The organism is Allomuricauda sp. XS_ASV26, assembly GCF_041224615.1.
Classification (GTDB): domain Bacteria; phylum Bacteroidota; class Bacteroidia; order Flavobacteriales; family Flavobacteriaceae; genus Flagellimonas; species Flagellimonas alginolytica.
Map to the genome: position 1 here is coordinate 1 of NZ_JBGFGK010000028.1, position 18489 is coordinate 18489.

The 18489-nt window shown below is 40.3% G+C and carries 17 protein-coding genes and 1 pseudogene; 12 read left to right on the forward strand and 6 right to left on the reverse strand.

The genetic code is table 11. The annotated features are described in order from the left end of the window. Positions 1 to 276 (reverse strand): annotated as a pseudogene (locus AB9K32_RS03095) (1-pyrroline-5-carboxylate dehydrogenase); the annotation flags it as partial. Positions 277 to 730: 454 nt separating this feature from the next. On the opposite strand from AB9K32_RS03095, the gene AB9K32_RS03100 reads away from it, so the two are divergent. Beyond that, positions 731 to 3856 carry a glycosyl hydrolase gene (locus AB9K32_RS03100; protein WP_224837045.1) on the forward strand — a complete coding sequence of 1042 codons (3126 nt, stop codon included), beginning with the start codon at positions 731 to 733 and terminating at the stop codon, positions 3854 to 3856. Positions 3857 to 4289: 433 nt separating this feature from the next. Here AB9K32_RS03100 and AB9K32_RS03105 read toward each other — a convergent pair whose 3' ends face one another. The 3 genes from AB9K32_RS03105 to AB9K32_RS03115 form a co-directional block, all read right to left on the reverse strand. After that, positions 4290 to 4598, reverse strand: coding sequence for an EthD family reductase (locus AB9K32_RS03105; protein ID WP_369884315.1), 309 nt, complete (start codon positions 4596 to 4598; stop codon positions 4290 to 4292). Between the two features lie 82 nt (positions 4599 to 4680). Beyond that, positions 4681 to 5244 carry a carboxymuconolactone decarboxylase family protein gene (locus tag AB9K32_RS03110; protein WP_369884316.1) on the reverse strand — a complete coding sequence of 188 codons (564 nt, stop codon included), beginning with the start codon at positions 5242 to 5244 and terminating at the stop codon, positions 4681 to 4683. A 247-nt stretch (positions 5245 to 5491) separates the two neighbouring features. Further along, a complete protein-coding gene (locus tag AB9K32_RS03115; RefSeq protein WP_369884317.1) occupies positions 5492 to 6055 on the reverse strand; it encodes a TetR/AcrR family transcriptional regulator in 564 nt (187 codons plus the stop codon). A 176-nt stretch (positions 6056 to 6231) separates the two neighbouring features. Between AB9K32_RS03115 and AB9K32_RS03120 the strand changes: the two genes are divergently transcribed. The 9 genes from AB9K32_RS03120 (at position 6232) to AB9K32_RS03160 (ending at position 14130) form a co-directional block, all read left to right on the forward strand. Then, positions 6232 to 6810: a Crp/Fnr family transcriptional regulator gene (locus tag AB9K32_RS03120; protein ID WP_369884318.1), complete on the forward strand. Its 579-nt coding sequence runs from the start codon at positions 6232 to 6234 to the stop codon at positions 6808 to 6810. Between the two features lie 60 nt (positions 6811 to 6870). After that, positions 6871 to 7341 carry a carboxymuconolactone decarboxylase family protein gene (locus tag AB9K32_RS03125; RefSeq protein WP_369884319.1) on the forward strand — a complete coding sequence of 157 codons (471 nt, stop codon included), beginning with the start codon at positions 6871 to 6873 and terminating at the stop codon, positions 7339 to 7341. 324 nt (positions 7342 to 7665) lie between these two features. Further along, the gene (locus AB9K32_RS03130) at positions 7666 to 8238 is read left to right on the forward strand and encodes a Crp/Fnr family transcriptional regulator (protein ID WP_252079447.1); all 573 of its coding nucleotides are present in this window, start codon (positions 7666 to 7668) and stop codon (positions 8236 to 8238) included. A 120-nt stretch (positions 8239 to 8358) separates the two neighbouring features. After that, entirely contained in the window at positions 8359 to 9111 is a 753-nt protein-coding gene (locus tag AB9K32_RS03135; protein ID WP_369884320.1) for a type 1 glutamine amidotransferase domain-containing protein, read from the forward strand. Between the two features lies 1 nt (position 9112). Continuing rightward, positions 9113 to 10318: an MFS transporter gene (locus AB9K32_RS03140; protein WP_369884321.1), complete on the forward strand. Its 1206-nt coding sequence runs from the start codon at positions 9113 to 9115 to the stop codon at positions 10316 to 10318. 4 nt (positions 10319 to 10322) lie between these two features. Next, positions 10323 to 11261: an aldo/keto reductase gene (locus AB9K32_RS03145; RefSeq protein WP_369884322.1), complete on the forward strand. Its 939-nt coding sequence runs from the start codon at positions 10323 to 10325 to the stop codon at positions 11259 to 11261. Positions 11262 to 11311: 50 nt separating this feature from the next. Next, positions 11312 to 12286, forward strand: a complete 975-nt coding sequence (locus AB9K32_RS03150; RefSeq protein ID WP_369884323.1) for a TIGR03571 family LLM class oxidoreductase — start codon at positions 11312 to 11314, stop codon at positions 12284 to 12286. A 151-nt stretch (positions 12287 to 12437) separates the two neighbouring features. Next, on the forward strand, positions 12438 to 13193 hold the full coding sequence (locus AB9K32_RS03155) for an SDR family oxidoreductase (RefSeq protein WP_252079452.1): 756 nt from the start codon (positions 12438 to 12440) through the stop codon (positions 13191 to 13193). An 85-nt stretch (positions 13194 to 13278) separates the two neighbouring features. Then, a complete protein-coding gene (locus AB9K32_RS03160) occupies positions 13279 to 14130 on the forward strand; it encodes a helix-turn-helix domain-containing protein (RefSeq protein WP_369884324.1) in 852 nt (283 codons plus the stop codon). A 7-nt stretch (positions 14131 to 14137) separates the two neighbouring features. On the opposite strand, the gene AB9K32_RS03165 is transcribed toward AB9K32_RS03160, so the two are convergent. Then, entirely contained in the window at positions 14138 to 16255 is a 2118-nt protein-coding gene (locus tag AB9K32_RS03165) for a sigma 54-interacting transcriptional regulator (RefSeq protein ID WP_369884325.1), read from the reverse strand. Positions 16256 to 16578: 323 nt separating this feature from the next. Between AB9K32_RS03165 and AB9K32_RS03170 the strand changes: the two genes are divergently transcribed. Beyond that, on the forward strand, positions 16579 to 17295 hold the full coding sequence (locus AB9K32_RS03170; RefSeq protein ID WP_369884326.1) for a pirin family protein: 717 nt from the start codon (positions 16579 to 16581) through the stop codon (positions 17293 to 17295). A gap of 40 nt (positions 17296 to 17335) precedes the next feature. Continuing rightward, positions 17336 to 17860 carry a YceI family protein gene (locus AB9K32_RS03175; RefSeq protein WP_369884327.1) on the forward strand — a complete coding sequence of 175 codons (525 nt, stop codon included), beginning with the start codon at positions 17336 to 17338 and terminating at the stop codon, positions 17858 to 17860. A 277-nt stretch (positions 17861 to 18137) separates the two neighbouring features. Here AB9K32_RS03175 and AB9K32_RS03180 read toward each other — a convergent pair whose 3' ends face one another. Continuing rightward, a complete protein-coding gene (locus AB9K32_RS03180) occupies positions 18138 to 18488 on the reverse strand; it encodes a DUF983 domain-containing protein (protein ID WP_224837060.1) in 351 nt (116 codons plus the stop codon). Position 18489 lies beyond the last annotated feature (1 nt).

The window sequence follows — 18489 nt, forward strand, 5'->3', positions numbered from 1 at the left end:
TCTGGATTCAAGGCAATTGGCGATGGCCTTTTCCACATGTTCTTTTTCCGCCAAATGATAGTGTCCCACAATGTGCCTGTGGTCGTGCGGCGGGGACATGGGTCTTGTGTTGCCTGTTTTTATCTCTTCGTTCCCAATGTAAAGTGGTACTTCCACCTTGCCATTGTAGTACGCCTTATATTGTTCGAGTACTTCTTCTCGTTCTGGAGAATCTTGTACGTACGTTTTGACCGGCTCGTTCACAGCGGTCGGAACTTGAAAAAATCCTTTTCCCATGTTTTGATTTAATTAGGGTTATATATTTATTTACAGTTGAGTCAAAGTTACTAAAAAGGGTTTGCTATTTTGGAGTTGTACGGGTTTGAATTCATCGAGTCGATTAAAAAAATATTATGGAAAAGGAGAAATTACGTCCATAAATTTTGTACTTTGTGTAACGTAATAAATTAAAGGATGTAACAGCTCTTTTTGATTGGCCTCAAACGAGCATACGTTCCATTTAACAATCGAAATCAAACTAGTATGTACCCTCTAAGAAACACCACTTAAGTTTACCGTACTCTAGCGTTATTTATGTAAAGCATAGTTTTCAAATGGTCAACACAATATGTGTTGAAGCGGATTACTACGTGCTTTGCACACTTCAGTAGTGCTGGCTTTTGCACCTTTTGCAATTCTGCATTGGTGAGACTTTATAGACCGAATATCGAACTAAATCAACTTAAAATCAATGAAAAACCAATTGCTCATACTCTTATCCGTTACGCTGATATTTTCATCACACGGACAACGAAAACAAACAAAAACCGGTATAACTCCACAGCTATATGAATCTATGGCATATAGAAATATTGGCCCTTTTCGGGGTGGGCGTGTTACTACTGTTGAAGGCTTGCCCAACGATATTTTTACATATTATATGGGTGCTACAGGTGGTGGAGTTTGGAAAACAACGGATGGCGGCGATAATTGGAACAATATATCCGATGGCTACTTCAATACTACTGGAATCGGAGATATAACCGTTGCTCCTTCTGATCATAATATTATATACGTGGGAACTGGTGAATCTCCTATTAGAGGGGTAAAAACTTCACATGGAGACGGTATGTACAAATCCTTAGATGCAGGTAAGACCTGGAAGCATATTGGTTTGAGCAAAACACGCCATATCGGAGGGGTTTATGTACATCCAAAAAATCCTGATATCGTTTATGTGGCCGCTCAGGGAAACCCTTGGGGGAAAGATGAGCATAGAGGGCTTTATCTATCCAAAGACGGGGGAAAGAGCTGGGAAAAGATATTAAACGTGAGCGAGGATTCCGGAATAGTGGATATGACCGTGAGTGAGAACGATCCTAATTTTATGATGGTCACTTCTTGGCAGTTTCAACGGAAACCATGGGCACTCAGCAGTGGAGGCCCAGAAAGTAAGGTGTTTAAAACAACTGACGGCGGAAAGACATGGAAAACAATATCAAAAGGACTACCAGCACTTAAAGGCAAAATGGGTATTGATATATCGCCTGCCAATCCCAATATTGTCTATATGGCCATCGAGGCCAAAGAGCGGGAAGGAGGGGTATATCGTTCTGATGATGCGGGAGAATCTTTTCGGCAAACCAGCAATGACGCGACAACATTTGCTCGTCCATGGTATTACATGCATATAATAGCGGACCCTAATGACGAGGACGAGGTTTGGGTTATGAACAGTCAGGCCATGAAGTCGATTGATGGAGGCAAAACCTTTACCGGAATGCGTGGCACTCATGTAGACCACCACGATATGTGGATTAACCCCAATAATAGTGATATTATGATAAATGCCAATGATGGAGGAGCTGCTGTGACCTATAATGGAGGTACATCTTGGTCAAGTATATACAACCAACCTACTGGACAGTTTTATCGCGCCTTAACAGACAATGGTCATCCGTACAGGGTTTATTCCGGGCAACAGGATAATAGCACAATTGCTATAGACAGCAGGGTAATGGATAACGGTATTGGAGAAATGCACTGGGATATTATGCGCGCAGGTGAGTCTTCTACAGTGGCACTTGATCCCAACAATCCAAGATTTGTTTATTCAACATATTTTGCCAGTAATTTTGTGGAATGGGACAGGGATATAGACAATACCCGAATGGTCCGCCCCTATCCCGAACGCATTAGTGGCGAACAACCTAAAAACCTGAAATTAAGGGCAAACTGGAACGGCCCCGTGATTGTTTCCCCGCATAACCCCAACGTGATTTATTATGGTTCACAGTATGTGATGAAGTCAACCGATCGGGGGGTGACCTGGAAAACCATTAGCGAAGATCTGACTAGGAATAATAAAGAACATCAGGGTAAGGGAGGTGGTCCCATTACCAATGAGCAAATTACAGCAGAAAGTTACAACAACCTCTTTAATATTGAAGAATCCCCCTTGCAGGAAGGAGTGGTATGGGTTGGTTCCGATTGCGGTTTGGTACACGTAACGCAAGATGGGGGAGTGACCTGGAGCAATGTGACCCCGAAAGATCTTCCAGAAGCCATCATCAACGTAATTGAACCTTCTCCCCATGATGCGTCAACTGCATATATAGCTGTGGCAGGGTATAAGTTGAATAACTTTACCCCGATGATATATAAGACCAGTGACTATGGAGTTTCTTGGAAAAAGATTACAGATGGTCTGCCTGGTGATACTTTTGCTAGAAGTGTACGGGAGGATCCAGATAGAAAAGGATTGCTTTATGCGGGAACTGAGACCGGTATGTTTGTTTCTTTTAATGACGGCGAACAATGGTTGTCATTGCAGAACAACCTACCCGAAGTGCCAATTACTGACTTACGGGTAAAACGTAAAGATCTTGTGGTCACCACCCAAGGACGGGCTATATGGATATTGGACGACCTTACTCCCTTACATCAGGTCAATGAGAAAACTGCTATGGCAGACCATTTTTTATACAAGCCTAGGGACACCCATGCGGAGCTTTCCGTAGCCTACAGTATAGATGGCGGATATGGTCAAAACCCTCCAAAAGGGGTTCAGATAAACTATGTTAACAATAAGGCTGTGGACGAGAGCACCCATATGGGATTGGAAATTTTAGATAGTACGGGTCATATAATCCATTCAGAATATACCAATGAAAAACGAATTGGGTGTGATACATTGGTAAAGCCACAGTTAAAGAAAACTCCAGGAGCGCATCGATTTACTTGGAACATGAAAATTGGTCGTTTTGATTGTTTGAAAGAACTATATACCACCAACCGTGATTTAAGTGCTTATGATGCACCTCCGGGCACGTATAAAGTCCGTTTTAAGGTTGGGGAGCAGGAACAGGTAGAAGAGTTTAAAATTACTATAGATCCCCGTATAAAATCCAGTGTCGAAAATGTCGAGGCCGCTTATATCGAACGAGATGGTATTTCCAAGTCAATATATAGGGCCGCTGGTGAAATGAGTTCAGGTGTACGGTCATTAAGAAAAGTAAAACAACAATTAAGATTTCTATTACAAGAATCTGATTTGACCGATGTGAAAACCAAAGGACGGGAACTGGATAAAAAATTGGATAACTGGATTGCAAAAATTTTACAGAAGGAGATGAGGACCTATCAGAGCAATTATATGTTCGAGGCTCGTTTGTTGATTAAATTCAAGGATTTTTTAAATAGGATTGGTAAAGGAAATCTTCCCGTGAGTCAAGGGGTGCGGAATGTATCCAAAGATTATTTAGATCAATGGAACGTTTTAAAATCTGAATTGGAAGAGATACGGACAAAGGATATTTCGGAATTTAACGGATTATTAGAGCGGACCGAGTTGCCTATGTTATATATGCCCCAATAGGGTCAAGAGGTTGGTCCGTGCAGACATGTCTAAATCTAAGTTAATAAGGCCCTTCATTTATGAAGGGTTTTATTTACCGTTTTTCCCTGTTTGTTTTAACGAGAATATGTAGCTCAATGGGATTAACTCATATGTATCAACCGGAAAGCTCCAAGTTACATCATCTGCTCCACTTCCGCCTCCTAAACAGATTGGTATGGTCCATTTGTTAAAGGTAGCTTTGGCCACATCTTTCGGTGGAATCTCGGATAAAAATCTAGCCCAGCTACAAAGGGTTACCGAGCACCCCTAAACTTCCATTTGCCAAGCCAATGATCGGAGCGCTCAAATGTTCTATGGTTTCTTACCTATCCACTTCAAAACTTGCTAGGATAATTCGTTTTTTTCTAAAAATCATTGCCATTTAGGGTGGCCACGTATGGTCATCTTGAATTCATACCACTTCACTTATTTGAACTACTGGCTGGGTATTGGTGAAATTAGGAAGGTCAGCCAAGATTTTTTCGGCCATTGGCACAAAGGAATTTTGAAATGCTTCTTGGGAGGTAAAGACAAGATTGGCAATTACCACATACGGAGCAGTTTGTTCCGGGCTTGCACCGGATAACCCAAGGTTTATATCGGATGATATTATCGCTTCGCCCAATAGATCTTTTAATAAGTTGCTATGTTGGTTTATATAATAGTCCTTATCAAATACTGTATTTGGACTGTTGGGGTACATTACGGTCAACTTTATCATAATCGAATTGTTTTAATATGCGATAAACCTTCCGATGTGCCGGAAAGTTTATCGCAATACATAAAAATAGGGTACTATAGGGTTACGAAACCACTTTTTCTTTGGACCAGGCAAACTTTTCAAAAGCAGCGTCTACAGGAGTATTGGCAATATGATTGGTATAATTGCTAATTACTTTTTGCGATAGTCCCAATATGATTTCCAAAACATGTTGCTCCCCATATCCCGCGGCATAAAATGTTTGTAGATCTTCGGGTGTTACATGACCACGATTTCTTACAATGGTCAGAGTCATGGTTCTCAAAGCTTCTAGTTTTTCATCCTTTAGCGGAGTCTCATTGCGTAAAGCCTCGGTGATGTTATCATCGACCTTCATCATTTTGGCGATTCCGGTATGGGCCGGTACGCAGTAATGGCAAGCATGTTCTACATTGATGGTCTGCCATACCACCGTTAATTCTTCCTCGTTGAACGAAGTTTGGGTAAAAAGCTCATGCAGGGTTTGGTAGGCTTCCAGTATTTTCGGGGCTCCTGCCAATACGCCATGCAAGCCTGGGATCATTCCATAGGCTTTCTTGGAATTTTCCAATAGGGGTTTGCTGTTTTCTGGAGCTGTTTCAATGTTGTGGACTTTTAAAGTTGTCATAATTCGAATTTTTATTGTTTTACTTATTTAATTTTCGCGCTCCTTTGCGCATTTAGTTATTATTAGATCCATTGTTACTTTATAGGGCCTTTCGGTTCCAAATGGAGACCACATTTTTTTTATTTCTGGATAACCTTTTGTAATTAAAAAGCTAATGTCAATTTTTATGGTTGAAGCTTTGTTTTAATGTCCGAATAGGTAGTTTATTTAAACTAAACGAAAGGTTAGATATATTGCAAAAAAAATGTCAGTGATCTTTGAATATATTCTCTATGTAATGTTCCAATTGCTCGGTGTTGAACACTCTGGTGGCCGAGGATAGTCCAAACATGGCAATAAGCAAATAATCCGCTTCGCTGTTGAGTGATTCTTGGGATTTGGAGTTGTCCTGTTTCAGGACCGAGATGAATACTTGCCTAACGCGCTCCATAAAACTTGACAGTGAATCCTTGATTTGGATGTCCGCATTTTCACCTATTTCATTGGCCGTATTTGTTATCAAACAACCCTTTCCAAACTCTGTTTCTTTACTAAATTGAACAAAATCATAGAAATATTGTTTAATGCCCAAAATTCCTGAATCAGATTTCTCCAACTTAACCAATAAAGTGTTCAATTTAGTTTTATACCGTTTCAAACTTTCTAGGAACACTCCATTTTTGCTGCCAAAACTGGAATAGATGGAAAATTTGTTTATGCCCATTTCCTTTTCAAGCATTTGCATAGATGTTGTTTCGTAGCCGTTCCGCCAGAATAAATTCATGGCCTTATCGATTACTTCTTGCTCGTTATATTGTTTTGTTCTTGGCATTTGATATTTAACTACACCACAAAACTAAATAAACGGTTAGAAATAAAAAATAGTTTAACGAAACTTTTGGAGGTTGCATCCCCGATGACTTTTTAATTTTTATAGGTTAATTTTAAACCAGATTTACTGCAAGCCAAGAATTGAACCTTTTTTAACATCATATCAATAGGATGTATTTGAATCAACTTAAAGATTATCTGTGTAAATACGAAAATTTTGATGAAGAGGAAATTCAAGTTATATATGCAAACTGTGATGTTGAAAACTACAAGGACAAGCAGCATTTATTGGAACAGGAACAGGTTTGTGAATATAACTTTTTTATCCTAAAAGGGTTAGTTCGAAAATATGCCATAGATGATTCTGGCCAAGAAAAGGTCCAGGGTTTTGGCATTGAAAATTGGTGGGTAACCTCCATGGAAAGCTTTGTTGAGCAAAAACCGTCCAGACAAGCGATTCAATGTTTGGAGCAGACTGTGGTACTACGCATTTCATTTAAAGATTTGGAAGAACTGTACCATAAAGTACCAAAGCTTAACAGTGCGTTTAGGAAGATTTATCTCAATATGCTCATTGCTATTCAAAAACGAGACGAACTCTATATGAGAACAAAACGTGAGACCCGGTATCAATCATTATTGGATAATATACCCCAAATCTTTCAACGCGTACCACTCTATATGATAGCATCTTACCTGGATATAACCCCTGAATATTTAAGTGCGATCAGAAAAAATCAAAAGTTACGTTCTTAAGAAATCTTAAGGAAGTGGAGCTTTCTTCAGGGTTATTTTTGCTCCATATATAATATACTTATGGAACGAATTAGTTATCAGGATATCCCTTCCGGGATGTTCGAAAGTTTAATGGCAGTCGAAGCTATAATCAATAAATCCACAATTGATTATAAACTTTTGGAATTAATGCGCCTAAGAGTAGCGCAGTTGAACGGTTGTGCTTATTGTGTAGATATGCACTACAAAGAACTTAAAAATTCCGGTGAGTCCGAATTGAGGCTCTCCTCCTTGTGCGTATGGCAGGAGACCCCTTATTTTTTAGAAAGGGAACGGGTGGTACTCGAATTTACGGAGGAGGTAACCAACGTGAAGGGCAGTTCAATTTCGGACAAACTGTTTCAGGCTTTGTTGACGCACTTTGATAAACCGGAAATTAGTTTGCTCACATTGGCAGTAGCTCAAATAAACACTTGGACACGATTAATGAAAACGTTTGGATTTACACCAGGTAATTACCAATTGAACACCGATAAAGCCAATAAGAAGTAGGGTTTAAGAATGGAAGGAAGGAGGAAAAGGCGTCTATTCCTTAAAAAGGAACCATGGCTGCTCATGTAGAAGGTCAATCGATTTTTTAAAGACAACGGTCGATTGACCTCCTCCCTAAAATTAGAGGTCGGTCATAACCAAATGGTCCGGGCTATTAAATTAATAATATGGTCCATGAGCTTGTCCTATCATATTTTTTGAGAAAAGCAATTTTACTGATTTTAGTTGGAATAATTCAGTAAAAGAGATTCTGTTTGTTAATTTAAGTTGATAGCAATTTAACATTTACTATTTTACCTTTGCACTTCTTAAAACAAATTTGGCGTGCAAGAAAATTATGGCCTCTTAAGACAACATTTTGAGGAAATTGTTGACCTAACGGATGCGGAATGGGAGCAAATAGCGCCTCATTTTGAGTATCGGAAATTAAAAAAGCACCAATTTCTAATCCAGACAGGTCAGCCAGTAGAATGTGAGTTTTGGATTATCAATGGTTTGGTAAAATCGTATGCTATAGACCAAAAGGGAAACGAACACATTTTACAGTTTGGTATGGAGCAATACTGGGTTAGCGACTATTTCGCTTTTCAACACCAATTACCGGCCACCATCTTTGTAGATTGTATAGAAGATTCCGAATTCTTTTGCCTGTCCTTAGAAAGTAGGGAATCCATATGCCAGCAAATACCGGCCATAGCCAATTTTTATCGGATTAAATCCAACAATGGGTTCATTAACCTGCAACAACGCATTCTGTCCCTTTTAACCTTATCCGCAGAAGAACGGTACGATGAGCTATTAAACAAACTCCCCAAATTATTACAACGGGTACCTAAAAAATTGATTGCCGCCTACCTAGGTGTTTCCAGGGAAACTTTGAGCCGTTTTAAAAATTAGATTTTGTGATGTATATCACTTTTATGGGTTGTGTTACCTCACTTTAAAATGGTGATATAGGTCCTCGCACAGCCTTTCGTTTTCATACACCTTTGTCCCATAAAATTTAAGATAAAGAAAATGAAAACAAGAATTAACACAACAGTGGCAATGCTACTATTTGCCCTATTGGGAACGGCACAACATCAAAATGAGCCTATAAAAGTCTTGATGGTACTGTCAAGTCATCAAGAATTGGGAGATACGGGCAAGGTAACGGGCTATTACCTAAGTGAGGTAACCCACGCCTACGAAGTTTTTGAGGAGAACAATTTCGACATTACCTTGGTAAGCCCAGAAGGAGGGAACCCTCCGGTAGATGGTTTTGATTTGGAAGATCCAGTGAATAAAAAATACTGGAATGACACCACCTTTCAACAAAAGCTAAAAAACACCCTAAAGCCTTCAAAAATCAAGGCAAAGGGTTATGATGTAATCTACTATGCCGGTGGTCACGGTACCATGTGGGATTTTCCTAACCATAAGAAGTTGGCCAAAATAGCAGCCAGTATTTATGAGAATGATGGAATAGTGGCGGCCGTATGTCACGGACCTTCCGCATTGGTGAACATTCAATTGTCCAACGGAGCCTATTTGGTAAACGGTAAAACACTAAGCGTTTTTACCAATGAAGAAGAAGCAAATGTAGGCTTAGAAAATGTGGTTCCTTTCCTTTTGGAAACAAAATTGGAAGCACGTGGAGCAACCATAGATAAAGCCGATATGTGGCAAGAAAAAGTAAGCGTGGACCAGCGTTTGGTCACCGGTCAGAATCCTGCTTCTGCCAAATTAGCGGCCCAAAAGATTGTGGAACTGGTGAAAGCAACGTACTAAGATGGCTACAGATTCAGCAGTTTTAAACGCAAAGACCGAAAAGAAAAGTCTACCAGCGGCCTTATGGGCACTGACCATTAGTGCCTTTGGTATTGGAACTACAGAGTTTGTTATCGTGGGCTTGTTGCCCACGGTAGCCAACGATTTAAACACCTCTATTTCCTCAGCGGGATTGTTAGTGAGCTTGTACGCCTTGGGAGTTGCCATTGGGGCACCTGTCTTAACGGCTTTGACCAGTAAAATAGCACGCAAACGGTTATTGATCGGTATTATGCTGTTATTTATTATCGGTAACGGATTGGCCACCATTGCGCCTAGTTTTACCTTGTTAATACTGGCACGCATTTTAACCGGGTTTGCACATGGGGTCTTTTTCTCCATTGGCTCTACTATAGCGGCCAGTCTGGTACCAGAGGATAAAAGGGCCTCTGCCATTTCTATAATGTTCGCCGGGCTTACGGTAGCTATTGTTACCGGCGTACCGTTGGGTACGTACATAGGACAAAATTTTGGGTGGCGCGCTACTTTCATAGGTGTTGCTATTTTAGGGGTTATCGGGGCCATGGCCAGTTACCTTTTGGTTCCTTCAAATATTAAAAAATCAAGACCCTTACGTTTGGTAGATCAGCTAAAAGTGCTCAAAAACCCTTCTATTCTGTTGGTGTTGGCCATTACGGCCCTTGGTTATGGCGGTACGTTTGTAACCTTTACCTACTTGGCGCCTTTGTTGGAAGAAGTTACCGGATTTTCCGCTAGTATGACCAGTGTTCTACTATTGGTCTACGGTATAGCCATTGCCTTGGGCAATATTATTGGGGGAAAGGTTTCCAACAAAACCCCGGGAAAAGCCTTAATGGTCATGTTTGCCTTGCAAGCCGTGGTATTAGTGGTACTATACTTTACGGTAAGCAGTCCTATTTGGTCCATAGTAACTTTGTTTTTTATGGGAATATTGGCCTTCTCCAACGTACCCGCACTGCAATTGTATGTGGTTAAAATGGCAGAAAAATACCTGCCGGGCACAGAAGATGTAGCCTCGGCATTGAACATTGCGGCTTTTAACGTGGGGATAGCTATTGGTGCCTATGTTGGCGGATTAATAGTAGAATCCACATTGGGCGTAGCAGCAACGCCATGGGTAGGGAGTATACTTGTGGTGGTAGGCTTTATACTTACACTGGCTTTATATAAAAAAGAAAAATTATAAACAGATGCATACATTATCATTTAAACATAACGATCAAATGCCCATTTTAGGGCTTGGAACCTTTCGTTCTGAACCCAAAGAGGTTTATACCGCTGTTTTGGAAGCCTTAAAAATGGGGTACAGACACATAGACTGTGCGGCAGCCTACGGAAACGAAAAAGAAGTTGGCGAGGCAATTGCCGAAGCCATTGATTCTGGCGTGGTAACCAGGGAGGAACTGTGGATTACCTCCAAGCTTTGGAGTGATTCTCACGGAAAGGACAATGTAGAACCAGCCTTGATAAAAACCCTGAAAGACCTACAGTTGGATTATTTGGACCTCTATTTGATCCACTGGCCGGTAGCCTTTAAAAAAGGAGTTGAAATGCCGGAGAAGGCAGATCAATTCATTCCTTTGGAAAAAGTGCCATTGACCGACACCTGGGCCGGTATGGAAGCAGCTTTGGAAAAAGGGCTTGTCAAGCATATCGGTGTCAGTAATTTCAATACCCAATATTTGAACGCTCTTTTGGAAACGGCAAAACATAAGCCAGAAGTAAACCAAATCGAGATACACCCGTTTTTACAGCAAGATGCCTTGGTGGATTTCTGTAAACAGGTTGGTATTCACCTAACGGCATACGCACCTATTGGTTCGGGAGGGGTAGAAGATGATGCCCTAAACCTTTTTAAAAATGGGGTGCTTCTGGAAATTGCCCAGACCCATGGTAAGACGGTGGCGCAAGTAGCCTTAAAATGGGGCATACAACGCGGTATTTCGGTAATACCAAAGTCCACCAATGTATCCCGATTACAAGAAAATTTGGATACGTTAAAATTTGAATTGAGCGCTTCGGATATGGAGAAGATCGCTGCCCTTAACAAAGACCATCGTTTTGTGGATGCAAAATTCTGGGAAGTTGAAGGCGGCCCGTATACTGCGGAGGAAATCTGGAACGCTTAATTAAAAAGTCAAGGGTCGTTCTGCGGCCCTTGGCTTAAAAAAGAATTGCTATGAAAAATTTTGACAAACTATACCGACCCGGTAAAATGACCTTGGGAATAGAATTCCCGCTCGATAATGATTGGTCCATGGCAGGGGATAAAAAACGAAGGGAATCGGGAAGGCCTTTCGGTATTCCGGATATGACAAATCATTTGGAGTTGGTACAACAGGCGGATGCTGCCGGTTTTGCATCGGTTTGGGTACGGGAAGTACCGGTTTACGACCCTAATTTTGGGGATGGGGCCCAGTTGTTCGATACTATTGGTTATTTGGGCTATTTATCCGCGGCTACCCAGAATATATTGTTGGGAACGGCCGCTATCGTTTCACCTTTACATCAACCCATACATTTGGCAAAAGCCGCCGCAACTATTGAAAATTTAAGCAAGGGTAGATTGCTGTTGGGTTTAGGGCTAGGGGACAGGCCCGTGGAATTTCCTATGTATAAAATAGCCTATGAGGAACGCCCCAAATTGTTTCGGAAGCATTTAAAAATTATGCAAGAGGCTTGGAAATTGGAAAGCAATTTAACCGAGTTTTATCCCTTTTTAAACTCGGGTGTGGATGTCTATCCCAAACCCCAGAACCCAATTCCTTTGGTGGTTGCCGGCCACTCGGGACAGTCCATAGATTGGATTGCTAAAGAAGCGAACGGTTGGTTCAATTATCCCAGAACGCCAGAAGAAACCTATTTGCAGCAAAAGAAGTGGTGCGAGGCCTTGTACGATAACGACCAAGCCTGCAAACCCTATATTTCTGCCTTTCATTTAAACCTACTTACAGATGACAATGCCGACTTTAGACCACATCGGTTTGGAGGTGCCATAGGGGTAAACAAGCTTACGGAATTACTGAAACGCTACGAAGAAGCAGGGGTAAACCACATGGCGTTGCACTTGCGAAAATCAGACACTCCGGTTAAAGAAGCATTGGATAAAATAGCGGAAATAGTGTTGCCGTCGTTTAACGGTGTTTTGGTGTAAGGGTTCAAGGAGTAAAGGGTTGTCGAAAAAAATGCTAAATAATTCTTAATCCGTGATTTGTTTCATTATTTCCCTTTTTTGTGTAAGTCTGTCACAAACACCTACCCATACCTTTGTATCATCATTAAAATAATAATTCAAAAACATTCTTATGAGTTTAGAAAATAACATTAAAGGAAAAGTAGTAGTAATTACAGGTGCCAGTAGTGGACTGGGTGAAGCTACCGCACGTTATTTAGCTGCCAAAGGGGCACACGTTGTATTGGGTGCTAGAAGAGAAGATCGTTTACAGAACATTTCGGAAGAAATCAATTCCAAAAACGAAGGTAAGGCGGCATACATTGCAACAGATGTGACCAAAAAAGAAGACGTGCAAGCTTTGGTGGACAAAGCAGTAAGCGAATTTGGTAAAATTGACGTAATGGTCAACAACGCTGGTTTAATGGCTATAGCACCCATGAGCGAAGTGAAGGTAGATGAGTGGGACCGTATGATAGACATCAACGTTAAAGGTGTATTGTACGGGGTAGCAGCTGCTCTGCCAATTTTCCAAAAGCAAGAATCCGGGCACTTTATCAACCTATCTTCCGTAGCAGGAATAAAAGTATTTGCACCGGGGGGTACGGTATATAGTGGAACCAAATTTGCCGTTCGAGCCATTTCAGAAGGACTGCGTGCAGAAGTAGGAGGTAATATCAGAACCACTTCCATTGAGCCAGGTGCTGTTGATTCCGAGTTGAAACACGGAAGTACCCATAAAGAGAGTTCTGAAATGGTAGACAATATGTACGAGACCATTTCTATTCCTGCCGATTCTGTGGCCAGAACCATTGCTTTTGCCATTGAACAACCAGCAGATGTAGACGTGAACGAAATTGTGTTGCGACCAACTGTACAAGACTTTTAGTCTCAAGTCTTATTCGTAAGGTAATTTAGAAATACTGGACTGTAGTGCTATCTTTGGTACTACAGTCTATTTTAGTTTTTAAGAGATGACGCATTTTAAAAGTTTAAAGGAATTCAATCATTATGTTGGGTACACCGCTCCAAAAAAGGAGTTGATCGATGTGGTAAAGTATGACGAGTTCGAAAATCTACGTTTAAAAAGTGAACCCATCACCACAGATTGGTATATGATGGCCTTTAAACGCAATGTGACCGGTCTGCACTGCTTTGGAAGTACGGAGTTCGATCGGGATGCCGCCTTCTTATATTTTGTAAAACCGAACCAAGTTTTTGAATGGGATGCCACTGAACCTTGGAAGGGCTACCATATGCTCATTTCCCCTGTGCTGTTGCAGGAATACAATATTGATTTTAGCTTTTTTCAGTATGAGATAGGGGAGGCCTTGTTCCTAACCGAAGATGAGCAGCAACAGTTGGAAACCCTTTATGAACAAATTCTAACGGAATACAAAAAGGACACCTACGAGCTGGATTTGCTCATTGCCTATAGTAACCTCATTTTCACCTACATTGGTAAATGCTATAAAAGACAGTTTGAAACCCGACAACCCTTGTACAATAAAGTGGTGATGACCTTTAAAAAGGAGCTGAACAAATATTATTCGGACGGAAATACCCAATTACCATCCGTAAATTATTTTGCTGAAAAATTGAACCTTTCCGTAAACTATTTTGGTGATTTGATCAAGCACCATACCGGCAAAACGGCATCCGAGCTTATACAGGAAAAAATCATAATCGAAGCGAAACATCAATTACAGAGCTATGACAAATCCATTGCGGAGATTGGATACAACCTAGGATTCGATTATCCCACTTACTTTTCGCGATTGTTTAAAAAGCATACCGGGGTAACACCATCTCAGTATAGGGGATAGAATGTGTTTAACGCTTTAACCGCACCTCTTTCTCTATACCCAAACGCTTCATTTTGGCAAACAAGGTTTTGGCATTCATGTTTAAAATGTTTGCCGCACCTTTGTTTCCACTCACACGCCAATTGGTATGATTAAGAACATTTATAATGTAATCGCGTTGCATGGTTTCAAACGGTTTAAAATCTTCTGTTGGAATAAAATTATCAGTTTTCGGTATCCATTGTCCAGGATTCAACGTAGTACCATTTTCAATAATAACAGCACGTTCAATTAAATTTTCCAACTCACGAATGTTGCCCGGAAAGTTATAAGCCATTAAGGCTTCAACCGTTTTTTTCGATAAGCGTTTAAATGCTTTGCCTGCTTTTGCCGAATATTTTTCTAAAAAGTATTGTGCCAACATAGGGATGTCCTCTTTTCTGGCGCGCAAAGGAATATTATGAATAGGAAATACATTTAGACGGTAATATAAATCTTCGCGAAACGTTCCTTCTTTTATCATGTCTTCCAAATGCCTATTGGTGGCTGCTACTACACGAACATTTACTTTTATAGTTTTATTGCCACCTAATTCATCAAACTCACCTTCCTGTAATACACGTAGCAGTTTTGGTTGTAGATCAATCGGCATTTCACCTATTTCATCTAAAAAAATGGTGCCACCATCGGCTAACGAGAATTTACCGACCTTATCGGCAACAGCACCTGTAAACGCCCCTTTTTTATGCCCAAACAATTCACTTTCAATCAGCTCTTTAGGTAGGGTGGCACAATTAATTTTAATCAGTGGCCTGTCTTTACGCATACTGTTATTATGGATAGCACTGGCGAGTAATTCTTTACCTGTTCCAGATTCACCGGTGATTAAAACGGTAGTATCGGTAGGAGCAACTTGGTCTACCAATTGCAAGACTTTCTCATAAGCCTCACTGGTACAGATAATGTTATTGAAATTGATTTTACTGTTAATCTCTTCTTGTAAATATTCATTTTCATTTGCTAATCGATCTTTCAGGGATTTGATTTCTTCCAGCGCCTGGAACAGTTCCAAGTCTCTTACCTTCCGCTCGGAAATATCCCGGATTATGGCGCAATTATAGTCTTCATCGTTGTAGCGTAAATGATTGGCTGTGATGTCCACGGGAAATTTGGTGCCATTTTTTCGTACGGCAAGCCATTCAAACCGGATGGACCCCTTTTCTACCACATCATTAAAATGATTTTCCCACCATTCTTTGGTAATCCCAGGGTCTAGATCAAAAATGGAAGCATTGTTTAATTGGCCCTCGTTAAATCCCAATTGTGCTTTTGCGGCCTTGTTGTGATGAAATAGGTCCCCGTTCTTTTTGACCACATAAACAATATCTTCGGCATTACCAATAACTTCTTTATAGAGCTGTAGGTTGTTTTCCTTGAGTTGCTGTTCTGTGACATCTTGGTAAACCCCAATGAGCTTATAAATTTTATCACCTTTTAAGACGGGTTTGGCCACGCACCTCATAAATCGAGGAGGATTATGTGCAGTTTCCAACACTTCATCGTATGCTTCGCCTTTTCGTATGGTATTGCTCAACAGGGATTTAATATGCTCGGGGTCTTTAAATTGATGAATGATTTTTGGAGGCGTAAGGTCATCTACATTCTGTGCCTCGAACATTTGTAAAGCTTCGGATGTGGCTACAATGGAACCATCTTGAAGGTTGAGCTCCCAACCACCGACATGGGCAATGGTCTGGGTGTTGTCCATTAACTTTTGATAGAAACTTGATTCCGAAATATCGTTGACAATGGCACAAATTAATTTTTTTCTGTTATTTGAGAAAAATTGAGCAAAAACCTCTACTTCGTAATATTTGCCGCTTTTGTTTTTATGGGTTTCCTTAAATCGATGAATTCCTTTTTTTTGGACCAATTCCCAGTGTTTTTTCCAACTTTCCGGTGAAGATGTGGGGTTAATGTCAAAAATGGAAAGCCCTGTTATTACTGACTTGTTGTACCCTAACCGGTTACAAAACTTAGTATTTGCATATACTATTTTACCGTTTTCGTCCATCCACATCACTTCATAGGGCAAGGTTTCTACCAACCACTCTTTTATCTCTAAACTCTCTTGATTCTTAGCCATAAGCTCCATTTTAAGCACTAAAAAAGTACAATATATTTCTCATATATAAGAATATTCTCAAAAGTAAGTATAATGAGAATAGAGGAATTGTTTTGTAAAATATTGTTATTCAGATATTTAAAATTGTGGCACGCTGTTGGCTTATACCTTGTCAAACAAAAACAATGAATCGCAAAAGTTTTCTTTTAAAGTCAATTGCAGGTACAGGTCTTTCTTTCTTGGGGTTACGAGCGTTAAGCAACACAAGAGAAGAGAAGGAACCACCAAACTGGACAAGAGAGAACATCGGTTTTAACCATTTACCAAATAAAGAATACAAAACTATGAACACAGTAGTACACAAGGCGGACAGTAGGGGAGATGCCAACCACGGATGGTTGCACTCCAAACACACTTTTAGTTTTGCCAATTACCACAATCCGGAGCGTATGAACTTTGGGGTACTTCGCGTATTGAATGATGATACCGTTGCAGCAGGAATGGGCTTTGGCACACATCCACATCAAAACATGGAAATTATTTCCATCCCCTTGGAAGGTGATTTGGAACACAAGGATAGTATGGACAATGTCGCGGTGATCAAGTCGGGCGACATTCAGGTGTTGAGTGCCGGTACGGGTATCACACATTCAGAGTACAATAAAAACAAAGACCAACAGGTGAAGTTTTTGCAAATCTGGGTATTTCCCAATAAGGAAAATGTTGCTCCAAGGTATGATCAGATTACGCTGAACACTGCCGATAGGAAAAATCAATTCCAACAAGTATTGTCACCAAACCCTGATGATGCCGGTGTTTGGATCCATCAAGATGCCTGGTTTAACATGACCGATTTGGACCAAGGAAAATCTCTGACCTACAATTTAAAAAACCCAGATAAAAACGGCGTGTACGTTTTTGTACTCAAAGGCGATGCTACCGTAAACAATCAAGCTTTAAATCCCAGGGATGGATTTGGGGTTTGGGATGTAAATGAACTCAACATCACGGCAGATTCCAACACCGAATTGTTGTTGATGGAAGTTCCTATGTCACTGTAAATAGAAAATATAATTCATTTTAAATAATAAAAATCAGTTTATGGAAACAGCAGTAAAAACAAATTGGAACATTGATAACGCACACTCTGAAATTGCTTTTAAGGTAAAGCATATGATGATTTCTACCGTAACAGGCTATTTTGAAGACTATAGTGCCTCGGTGGAAACGGAAAATGAGGATTTTAAAGGCGCAAGCTTTTCTTTTACAGCACAGACGGATTCCATCAACACTAAAAATTCCGATAGAGATGCACACTTAAAATCAGATGATTTTTTCAATGCTGAAGCCTATCCTGAGTTAAAGTTTGAATCAAAATCATTTGATGGCAACACTTTAGTTGGAGACTTGACCATAAAAAACATCACTAAAGAAGTAAGTTTGGATGTGGATTTTAATGGAGTGGCAGTAGATCCGTACGGGCAAACCAAAGCAGGCTTCGATATTTCGGGGGCCATAAATAGAAAAGACTTTGATCTAACGTGGAGCGCCGTTACCGAAGCTGGTAAAATAGTGGTAAGTGATACCGTAAAACTACAATTGAACGTGCAGTTTGTTAAAGCATAGATTGTTGAGTCATTGGGCCAATCGGGTGAAGTCCCTTTTGGTCCAATTTTTAATTTTGGAACACTATAATGTACCTGTATTACATTTACTAGGGGTCCCCCAGCTTTTTAAACAAACTACAAAGGCCAGGCATTTATTTTTAACCCAAGAACCTGTGGCTGCCCAATCGCAAAATTGGATTACTTCTTCTTAAAAGAAATTGACTTTTCATTATTGTTTGGTCGTAACAGAAGCCAAAAGACGAACCGCAGCAAGGTCTACTTTGTTCTGAGATGATCTAGTCCCGATAAAACAAGTAAATCCAAATAGACCTGGAAAGTTTAAAGTTGAGCGAGCTTAAAACTGCGGCCATAATAGCGATAATAAAGAATACGCTGAGAGGGGAAAAACCGGCCAAATACCAGAAAATAACCAGACAAGCAATCATCTCGGCAGCTGCAAGGGCATAACTTACGAACATGGCCCCAAAGAAGAATCCTGTTTCCCTTTCAAATTTATAATTGCAATGAGGGCATCTTTCGTGCATTTTTGGAATCCTAAAAGGAAATCTTGATTTAGGATGCTGAAAAATATCTCCAGTATTACATTTGGGACATTTGCATTGGAATATATTTTCTACTTTTTTCATC